Raw genomic sequence first — 7844 nt, forward strand, 5'->3', positions numbered from 1 at the left:
AGAATCAAAAACAGACTTGTGTATCGCGCTGAGCGCTCCAGCGTGAGTGGGCCGTGCCGCATAGATGTATGACTTAAAAACTGATCACTCCTCATTTCGAGAACCCCCTTGGCCCATCCTGTCCAACGCCGCTGGTACCCACTGGTCTTTGCCATCGCTGCGCTGGTGCTGTTGCCGCTGAGCGTTTTGCTGCTGTCATGGGAGACCATCGACACGCAGATCTGGTCGCACCTGCTTGAAACCCAGATGGCGCGCCTGTTGAGCAACACGCTGATCCTGCTGCTGGGGGTTGGCGTGGGTGTGACGCTACTGGGCGTAAGCCTGGCCTGGCTGACCAGCCTGTGTGAGTTCCCCGGCAGACGCTGGCTGGACTGGGCGCTGATGCTGCCGTTTGCAATCCCGGCCTATGTGCTGGCGTTCGTGTTTGTCGGGTTGCTGGATTTTTCCGGCCCGGTGCAAACCCTGATGCGTGAATGGTTCGGCTCCGGCCTGAGGTTGCCGAGAGTACGCTCCACCGGCGGGGTGATCATTGTGCTGGTGCTGGTCTTCTATCCCTACGTCTACCTGCTGGCGCGCACCGCGTTTCTGGCGCAGGGCAAGGGGCTGATGGAAGCAGCCCGCGTGCTGGGCAACTCGCCCTGGCAGGCCTTCTGGCGCGTGGCGCTGCCGATGGCGCGTCCGGCCATCGGCGCGGGTGTGGCGCTGGCGTTGATGGAAACCCTGGCGGATTTCGGCGCGGTATCGGTGTTCAACTTCGACACCTTCACTACCGCTATCTACAAGACCTGGTACGGCTTCTTCAGCCTGTCCAGCGCCGCGCAACTGGCCAGCCTGTTGCTGCTGGCGGTGCTGATCCTGCTGTATGGCGAGCGTCGTGCCCGTGGCGCAAGCCGGCCGGGCAACGAAAGGCCCCGCGCTACCGCGCTTTACACGCTACACGGCGTCAAGGCATGGAGCGCCAGCCTGTGGTGCGGGCTGGTGTTTCTCTGCGCCTTCGTCGTACCGGTGCTGCAATTGATCGTCTGGGTCTGGCAGCGTGGCCGTTTCGACCTCGACGAGCGGTACACCGGTTTGATCCTGCACACTCTCTATCTGGGCGGCATGGCGGCCTTGATCACCGTCAGCGTCGCGATGATTCTGGCCTTTGCCCGACGCATGGCACCCACGCCGGCCATTCGCTCTGGCGTCAGTCTCGCCAACCTGGGTTATGCACTACCGGGCTCGGTGCTGGCCGTTTCAATCATGCTGGCGTTCAGTTACCTGGACCGGGTGCTGGTCGTCCCGCTGTCGGGCTGGCTGGGCGGCGCGGGCAAGCCGCTGTTGCTGGGCAGTCTGTCAGCCCTGCTGCTGGCCTACCTGGTGCGTTTCATCGCCGTCGCCTTCGGGCCGCTGGAACACAGCCTGTCGCGCATCCGCCCCTCGTTGCCCGAAGCCGCACGCAGTCTGGGGGTCAGTGGACCGAAGTTGTTTCTCAACGTGTACCTGCCGCTGCTGATTCCGGGAGCGCTGAGCGCGGCATTGCTGGTGTTCGTCGATGTCCTCAAAGAGATGCCGGCAACCCTGCTGATGCGCCCGTTTGGCTGGGATACGCTGGCCGTGCGGATCTTTGAAATGACCAGCGAGGGCGAGTGGGCGCGGGCAGCATTGCCAGCTTTGTCTCTGGTGCTTGTAGGATTATTGCCTGTCATTGTGTTGATTCGTCGCTCTGCCCGTCAGATTGGCTAGGTGCGGGCCCCTCACCTTGCGGCTACAATGCGCCGCAATTGGTGCGGTCTGTCAGATTATTCGGTCAGCTGTAATGTGCTGCAAACTCCGGTTTATTGGGGGGCTTGCCGATATTTTCTGCCCGCACCTTCGCCACGCCCGGAAGGAGAAACCCATGGGACAGCGTACCCCCCTGTTCGACCTGCACCTCGCCCTTGGCGCGAAAATGGTCGATTTTGGTGGCTGGGACATGCCGTTGCATTATGGATCGCAGGTTGAGGAGCACCACCAGGTGCGCCGCGACTGTGGGGTCTTCGACGTCTCCCACATGAATGTCATTGATGTGCTCGGCCGTGAGGCCAAAGCCTGGCTGCGCCGGTTGCTGGCCAACGACGTCGACAAGCTCAAGACCCCTGGTCGCGCCCTGTACAGCGCCATGCTGGATGAGCAGGCCGGTGTCATTGATGACATGATCGTCTACCTCACCGCCGATGGTTACCGGCTGGTCGTCAACGCCGCGACCGGTGCCAAGGACCTTGCCTGGATGCAGTCGCAGTTGGGCGATTTCGATGTGCAGTTGCTCGCACGCAGCGAAATGGCGATGCTGGCAATTCAAGGGCCACAGGCCAGAAACCGGATTGCCCAGCTGGTTTCCAGCGCTCGCGCAGAACTGATCCGCCAGCTTAAGCCGTTTGAAGGCCTCGATGATGGCGACTGGTTCATTGCGCGCACCGGTTACACCGGCGAAGACGGTCTGGAAATCATGCTGCCTGCCGACGAAGCCCAGCGTTTTTTCAATGAACTGGTTGGCGCGGGTATTTCGCCCATCGGTCTGGGCGCGCGTGACACGCTGCGCCTTGAGGCAGGCATGAACCTCTACGGTCAGGACATCGGCGAACATGTTTCGCCGCTGGCCTCGAATATGGCCTGGAGCATCGCCTGGGAGCCTGCCGAGCGTGATTTCATCGGCCGTCAGGCGCTGGAAAGCGAACGGGCTGAAGGAACCGCCTTCAAACTCGTAGGATTGGTGCTCGAAGAGCGCGGCGTTTTACGGGCGCATCAGGTGGTACGTGTCGCAGAAATTGGCGAAGGAGAGATCACCAGTGGTAGTTTCTCTCCTACGTTGAGCAAATCCATTGCACTGGCTCGCGTTCCGATGGCGACTGCCGACCGGGCCGAGGTGGAAATCCGCGGCAAATGGTACCCGGTGCGGGTGGTGCAGCCTGCGTTCGTGCGCCATGGCAAAACCTTGATCTAACCTATGGCGGGTTTTCCGCTGACCCGATGTTGAGGAGGACTAAATGAGCAATATTCCCGCCGAGCTGCGTTTCGCCGAAAGTCATGAATGGGCACGCCTGGAGGCTGATGGCACCGTGACCGTTGGCATCTCGGACCATGCACAGGAAGCGCTGGGCGATGTGGTCTTCGTCGAACTGCCGGAAATCGGCAAGGTGTTCGCTGCCGGTGATGTGGCTGGCGTTGTCGAGTCGGTGAAGGCGGCCTCGGACATCTACTCGCCAGTGGCCGGTGAAGTTGTCGAGGTCAATGAGGCGCTGGGCAATTCGCCCGAGTCGCTCAACAGCGAGCCGTACAGCGCCTGGATCTTCAAGGTCAAGCCAGCCAGTGCAGAGGCTGATCTGGCCAAACTGCTGGACGCTGCAGGCTACAAAGGCGCCATCGGCGAGTAATCGTCAGGCAAAAAAATGCCGCTCATCGAGCGGCATTTTTTATGCGCGGTGCTTATCGGCCACACCCGCTGGCCGACGAGACTTACTGGCTTTCAGCAACCAGATTCTTTTCCAGAATCGCGTTGGCCAGCTCCATGTCCGTGGCTTTCAGGCCAGGGTTGTCTATGCGAACCTGCTGGATAGCAGCTTCCAGAAACGGGCCACGAATGTCACCGTTGCTGGCGACATAGCTGCCCGCATCATCCTGGGCGGCAACGATCAGTTTGTGGTCCTTGAAGGTCAGGTAAGACGAGCCGGTAGTAGCGCCCGACGACAGCACGTTACGCCAGAAGGTGTCAGCCATCGCTGAACCCATTGGGATGGAAAGCAAGGCTACGGTGGCGACAGCAAACTTGAGACGCATGATGAGTTACTCCAACTGTGGTTGTTCTGAGGGGTTGGATAGCTAAAGCCATGAACTAGTTCAATCAATGTGTACCACTTAGTTCACTTTAGCGGGTTCGCCATGACGTCAGGCCTCCGGCACAACGCTTCCAACCCTGTCAGCGCTGTTCGCTCTGCGGTGTCACCCGCAGTACTTCCTCAAGTGTAGTCAGCCCGGCCGAGACTTTTTGCGCACCAGACAGACGCAAGCTGCGCGTCCCTTCCTTGAACGCCTGACGACGCATGGCGGTCAGGTCCAGGTCCGCCGAGATCAATGCCTTGATGTTGTCGGACATGACCATGATCTCGTACACACCTGCCCGGCCCCGATAACCGGTATCGCGACACTCCATACAGCCGACCGCCTGATGCGCGCCGGGCGGTACAGGCGCTTGCCAGGGGCGGGTCAGGGTTTGCCAGTCTGTCTCGTTCAGGTTGATCGGCGCCTTGCAGTGCGGGCACAGCGTGCGCACCAGGCGCTGGGCCATGACGCCGAGGATGGTCGCCTTGAGCAAGTAATGCGGCACGCCCAGTTCAAGCATGCGGCTGATGGCGCTGGGTGCGTCGTTGGTGTGCAGCGTCGACAGCACCAGGTGACCGGTCAATGCTGCCTGAATGGCCATTTCAGCCGTCTCCAGGTCGCGAATTTCGCCGATCATGATGATATCCGGGTCTTGGCGCATCAAGGCGCGCACGCCAGCGGCAAAGCTCAGATCGATATTGTGCTGCACCTGCATTTGATTGAAGGCGGGCTCGACCATCTCGATGGGGTCTTCGATGGTGCAGAGGTTGACCTCCGAGGTCGCCAGCTTCTTGAGGGTGGTGTACAGCGTGGTGGTCTTGCCCGAACCGGTTGGGCCGGTGACCAGAATGATGCCGTTGGGCTGGCGGGTCATTTCCTGCCAGCGCCGCAGATCGTCACTGGAGAAGCCCAGTTGGTCGAAGTCCTTGAGCAACACCTCGGGGTCGAAGATGCGCATGACCATTTTTTCGCCGAACGCGGTCGGCAGGGTCGAAAGACGCAACTCCACCTCGCGATTTTCAGGCGTGGTGGTCTTGACCCGTCCGTCCTGCGGTTTGCGTTTTTCAGCGACGTTCATCCGCCCCAGGCTTTTCAGGCGGCTGACAATCGCCATGATGACCTGCGCTGGAAACTGATAGACGTTGTGCAGCACCCCGTCGATGCGAAAGCGCACCGTGCCTTGTTCGCGGCGCGGCTCGATATGGATGTCGCTGGCGCGTTGCTGGAATGCGTACTGGAACAGCCAGTCGACGATGTTGACGATGTGCGCGTCGTTGGCGTCTGGCTCCTGGTCACTGGCACCGAGCTTGAGCAACTGCTCGAAGTTGCCCATGTTGCTCATTTTCTGCTCAGACGCATTGGCGCCGCTGACCGACTTCGCCAGCCTGAAAAACTCCATCGCCATGCGCTGGATGTCAGTCGGGTTGGCGACCACACGTTTGATCTGCAGCTTGAGCACGTGCGCCAGGTCCGCTTCCCATGAGCGCACGTATGGCTGGGCGCTGGCGATGGTCACCGACTCGCGGTCCACCGCCACGGCGAGAATCTTGTGGCGCTGGGCGAAGGCGTAGGACATCAGGGGCGTGACGGCCGCTACATTGATCTTCAGCGGGTCGATGCGCATGTAGGGCTGACCGGAGGCTTTCGCCAGCCAGGCCGTCAGGGTTTCCAGGTCGAGTTTTTTGCCCGGTCGCTTCAAGTCATCAAACTGCTGCGACGCGAGAAACTCGAGCGGATGCAGCTGGATATTCACCGCACTGCGACGCTGGCTGAGTGCCGTTTCCGTGTCGTCCTGGCTCAGATAGCCTTCGGTGACCAGTTCACGCAACACGTCGTTCAGGTCGAGCCAGCGATCCTGTGAAGAGGGGGCCAAGGCTGCCATGCGCGCTCCTTGAGGCAATTGGTCATTGAACGATGAACAAGAGTAGACGCCAAGCGTGACAGCGTTACTCGTTCTATGCGACCGGGAATTACCGGAGCAGGCGAATTGATTCAGCCGGTGGCCAGCGCAACGTGAGTTTGCGGGGTATTGAGGGCGTCGATTTGTTCGACTTCCACCGAGTAAACGTCGATCAGATTGCGCATTTTTTCGCCAATCACCTGCGCCCGGTGCCAGCTCAGTCTGGCGACGTGCAGGTCGATGATCAGCGTGCTTTCCTGCTGCACGACGGTGAGCTGGTGAGGAATCAGGTACTGCATCGCAAGCAGGTTGAGCACCTGACAGAGCAACGCCGACTCGGCTTCGGCGACAATCTGGTAGCGCGCGCAGCAGGGCGCGTTGCTGGATGACCAGTTGTCGGGGCGTTGCGAGGCGGCGGTGACGGTTTCAAGGTTGGGCATGCTGATTCTCCAGAGCGATGGGAGAAATCTTTGCATGGATAAACAGAAATTTCTGGTCGATCATCAACTGGTTTAGGATTTATGAAACTTGTTTATGCGTCAAAGACCACTTCGGAAAATTAATTATGCAAATCGATCTGGATATGTACGACCGCAAGATTCTGGCGCTGCTGCAGGAAGACGTGTCGCTCTCCAGCGCGCAGATCGCCGAGCAGGTCGGTCTGTCGCAATCGCCCTGCTGGCGTCGTATTCAGCGGCTCAAGGATGAAGGGGTGATCCGTCGGCAGGTCGCGTTGCTGGATCGCAAGAAAATCGGCCTGAATACGCAGATTTTCGCCGAGGTAAAACTCAACGCCCACGGGCGCTCCAACTTCACTGAATTCACTGATGCCATTCGGGGCTTTCCCGAGGTATTGGAATGCTATGTGCTGATGGGCTCAGTGGATTTTCTGCTGCGCATCGTGACGCCGGACATTGAGGCTTATGAGCGATTCTTCTTCGAAAAGCTGTCGCTGGTGCCCGGCATCCAGGAAGTGAACTCGACAGTGGCCCTGTCAGAGATCAAATCCACCACCAGCTTGCCGCTGCTGCGCCAGGGAGGTTGAACGTGCGCTTTTGACCATCGTGCCGCGCCGCATGTTCAAGACAGGACGCGGAGCGTCCAGAACGGCATTCCCACGCTGGAGCGTGGGAACGATGACTTGTGCCTCGAGATGACTATCGTGCCAATGCTCCGCGTTGGCATGCAGTTCGTGACGCTCTGCGTCACAAATTCGGGTCGCACCACATGTTCAAGATCGGACGCGGAGCGTCCGGAACGGCATTCCCACTGGAGTGGGAACGATGACTTGCGCCTCGAGATGACTATCGTGCCAATGCTCCGCGTTGGCATGCAGTTCGTGACGCTCTGCGTCACAAGTTTGTGCCGCGCCGCATGTTTAAGACAGGACGCGGAGCGTCCGGAACGGCATTCCCACGCTGGTGGACTGCCCCCCGGAAGTTGGACAGTTTTAGCTTGCCGCCTGAGTCCTGTATTTTACGGGGCTCAGGCCGCCTAGCTTCAGCTTAATGCGGTCATGGTTGTAGTAGCGGATGTACTCCTCCAGACCTGCCGTCAGCTCTTCTATGCTTTCAAATCGTTTCAAGTAGAAAAACTCGGACTTAAGCGTACCAAAAAAGCTTTCCATCGCAGCGTTGTCCAGGCAATTTCCCTTACGAGACATGCTTTGCTTCACACCCTTTACCGCCAGTTTCTGACGGTACTGCGCGTGTTGATACTGCCAGCCTTGATCCGAGTGCATCACAAGCTTCGGCTCGTCTTGCAACTGCTGCAACGCCTTGTCCAGCATACTGGTGACCAGCTCAAAGCACGGCCTGGTAGACAATTCGTACGCCACGATCTCACCGTTGTACAGGTCCATCACAGGCGAGAGATACAGCTTTCGATTGGCCACTTTAAACTCGGTCACATCGGTCACCCATTTCTGGTTCGGGCGTTGCGCCGTGAAATTGCGCTCCAGCAAATTCGGTGCAATTTTTCCGACGGTGCCCTTATAGGAACGGTATTTTTTTGGTCGAACAACGGAGCGCAGACCCAGTTCAGCCATTAATCTCTCCACAACCTTCTTGTTGACCAACGTGCCTGAGTTGCGGATAACCGCCGTGAT

General features: G+C 59.1%; 7 protein-coding genes and 1 pseudogene. 4 read left to right on the top strand and 4 right to left on the bottom strand.

What is annotated here, in order from left to right:
* The first annotated feature begins 108 nt into the window (after positions 1-108).
* The 3 genes from QRN38_RS11590 (at position 109) to gcvH (ending at position 3392) form a co-directional block, all read left to right on the top strand.
* The gene (locus tag QRN38_RS11590) at positions 109-1725 is read left to right on the top strand and encodes an ABC transporter permease (RefSeq protein WP_057417514.1); all 1617 of its coding nucleotides are present in this window, start codon (positions 109-111) and stop codon (positions 1723-1725) included.
* A gap of 154 nt (positions 1726-1879) precedes the next feature.
* Positions 1880-2962, top strand: coding sequence for a glycine cleavage system aminomethyltransferase GcvT (gene gcvT, locus QRN38_RS11595; protein ID WP_005763440.1), 1083 nt, complete (start codon positions 1880-1882; stop codon positions 2960-2962).
* 43 nt (positions 2963-3005) lie between these two features.
* Positions 3006-3392, top strand: a complete 387-nt coding sequence (gcvH, locus tag QRN38_RS11600; protein WP_005763442.1) for a glycine cleavage system protein GcvH — start codon at positions 3006-3008, stop codon at positions 3390-3392.
* A gap of 82 nt (positions 3393-3474) precedes the next feature.
* On the opposite strand, the gene QRN38_RS11605 is transcribed toward gcvH, so the two are convergent.
* From QRN38_RS11605 to QRN38_RS11615, 3 genes are all read right to left on the bottom strand, one after another.
* On the bottom strand, positions 3475-3795 hold the full coding sequence (locus QRN38_RS11605; protein ID WP_003380209.1) for a DUF2388 domain-containing protein: 321 nt from the start codon (positions 3793-3795) through the stop codon (positions 3475-3477).
* 139 nt (positions 3796-3934) lie between these two features.
* Positions 3935-5719 (bottom strand): type IV pilus assembly ATPase TfpB, encoded by a 1785-nt coding sequence (gene tfpB / locus QRN38_RS11610; RefSeq protein WP_057417515.1) that lies wholly within the window; start codon positions 5717-5719, stop codon positions 3935-3937.
* 110 nt (positions 5720-5829) lie between these two features.
* The gene (locus QRN38_RS11615; RefSeq protein WP_057417516.1) at positions 5830-6177 is read right to left on the bottom strand and encodes an ACT-like domain-containing protein; all 348 of its coding nucleotides are present in this window, start codon (positions 6175-6177) and stop codon (positions 5830-5832) included.
* 125 nt (positions 6178-6302) lie between these two features.
* Here QRN38_RS11615 and QRN38_RS11620 point away from each other — a divergent pair, with 125 nt between their 5' ends.
* Positions 6303-6782 carry an Lrp/AsnC family transcriptional regulator gene (locus QRN38_RS11620; protein WP_005763449.1) on the top strand — a complete coding sequence of 160 codons (480 nt, stop codon included), beginning with the start codon at positions 6303-6305 and terminating at the stop codon, positions 6780-6782.
* A gap of 405 nt (positions 6783-7187) precedes the next feature.
* On the opposite strand, the pseudogene QRN38_RS11625 reads toward QRN38_RS11620, so the two are convergent.
* Positions 7188-7844 (bottom strand): annotated as a pseudogene (locus QRN38_RS11625) (IS3-like element ISPsy8 family transposase); the annotation flags it as partial.

This window comes from Pseudomonas sp. CFBP2511 (genome assembly GCF_030209255.1).
In the GTDB taxonomy this organism is placed as follows: Bacteria; Pseudomonadota; Gammaproteobacteria; order Pseudomonadales; family Pseudomonadaceae; genus Aquipseudomonas; species Aquipseudomonas avellanae.